The organism is Enterococcus italicus DSM 15952, from assembly GCF_000185365.1.
Lineage (GTDB): Bacteria > Bacillota > Bacilli > Lactobacillales > Enterococcaceae > Enterococcus_G > Enterococcus_G italicus.
This window is the reverse complement of record NZ_GL622241.1, coordinates 1,439,476-1,441,306: the sequence shown is the minus strand read 5'-3', so window position 1 is coordinate 1,441,306 and position 1,831 is coordinate 1,439,476. Positions and strand designations below refer to the sequence as shown.

Here is a 1,831-nt window from a genome sequence, read left to right as displayed (position 1 = left end):
TTGAATTCTTAAAAGAATATTTTATCTTTAACTTAAAAGATAGGACATTAAGTAAATCAACAATTGAACAAACGCTTAATTTATTCTTAGAGAATAATATTACTGATTTTTCAATAGAAGAATATGATTGTATATTTGACAATTTTTCAAATACGGAACTATTCGTTGGTTTAGTCAATAATCTTTTCAAAGATAAAAAGTTGAATGAGATTTCTATAAAAAATATAACATATTGGCTGGGAACACAGAACAAACCAATCTCTGAATTGACTATTGATGAAAATGGAAAAAATAAATCAGTTGAAATAGAAAATACACCTCAAAATGTAGAGCTAGTGAATAATTTAGATAACATTGGCATAGTATCTACTTTTTACGAAAAAGAAGGTTCCATTATAAAGGTGAACATGCGAAGAAAAGTACCAAAAGAGCTAAAAACAGAATTATTATGACACAATTCAGCATAAAAACTGGAAGAAAGAATTTGAATAATAGTAAAAATAAAGAAATAGGGAAGTTCATTGATTCTGGAATAAATACGGATTTATCTAAAAGATTATAAACTTTAGAGGAATTGAAAGAAGTATTCTTGAAAACAGATTGGAGTAGATAAGTTTGAATATCCAAAAAGCATTAATCGAGCTAACGATAAATGGAGTGGTTAGTTGTAAACAGCTTGCTGATTTTTATGAAGCTTATCATGAAGATAAAGAATTTAAGGATGCAGTTGATTTTCTAAGTGGGAGTATAGTAATAGATATGGGGCAATTAAAGGACGAATTGTATGCTTCTGAAGATTCACATGTATTAGGGGCTGTAGAATACATGCAAAAGCATTATCCTTCAGCAATCTTATTGATAGATTTAATTCCTAAGGATAAGAGAAGGTTTATTTAATAAACATATAACTACTGACTATTTTCTAATTCTACTGGGTATAGTGTAAAAACTTTCCATATTCTAATAAATTGGGTCTATTTTATTTTAGTAATGTTATCTAAATCCTTGATACATGTGGCTAAAATCCATTTTATTTTTGGGTCTGGATTTTGAAAATTTGAGGTAAATTAAAGAATTTAAGACTGTATTCTAATTTGAAAGATGAAATGTGTCAATTTGAGTTATTGGAAAATAGAGTGGAAATCTTAAATGAAAAGAGTGTGGTAGACTTAAAACTGATTTCGTATTTTTGAAGTTTTTGTATGAAAGATACCAGTCAGGAGGGTGTATATGAACGGTTTGTTTGGCGATAACATTATTTTTTTTATTTTTGTTTGCGTGCATAACTATTATGAACTATTCGAGATTGACAGAGAATCAAAAAATTATCTTATTTTATTTGCTTACTTTCGGTTTAGCCATTTTAAAGGTTGTTAGTATTATGAATAGTATTTTGTATTTGACCATTGTGTCTTTCTTCTATTTGGAATTTTTGTCGGAAGATATTATTAAGATAAAATTTGTGAAAAAATTGAGATATAAGATTGTGGATTTTTTATTTTTGATGATAGTTCAATACAAGTTTTTTTTATTTTTTTTAACTCTAGTTTTTACGAGTGCAAGAGTGCAAAGTTTTGCTGGAGGATTGGAATTTGATATGTTTAATTTGAACTCCGTAATGGATTTATGTTCAATCTTAATGTTTTTTATTACAGTATTTGAAATTTCAAAAGAAAAATTTAAAATTAAAACATTTACATATCTTTTAACTGAGATTTTTATTCCACCTATTAATGATAGTGAGCTAGACATCTATGAAGATTATTTAAATATTTTAGTGAGAATGGAGGATAAAACATATTATTTAAGAAGGAATAGCTATAATATTTTT

The 1,831-nt window shown here is 26.6% G+C and carries 2 protein-coding genes and 1 pseudogene; all 3 read left to right on the top strand.

The genetic code is table 11. The annotated features are described in order from the left end of the window. Positions 1-452: pseudogene (locus HMPREF9088_RS06775) on the top strand (hypothetical protein); the annotation flags it as partial. Positions 453-615: 163 nt separating this feature from the next. After that, complete coding sequence (locus tag HMPREF9088_RS06770) at positions 616-897, top strand: hypothetical protein (RefSeq protein ID WP_007208427.1); 282 nt, start codon at positions 616-618, stop codon at positions 895-897. A 409-nt stretch (positions 898-1,306) separates the two neighbouring features. Further along, a partial coding sequence (locus HMPREF9088_RS12065; RefSeq protein WP_169309446.1) for a hypothetical protein occupies positions 1,307-1,831 on the top strand: 525 nt, incomplete at its 3' end.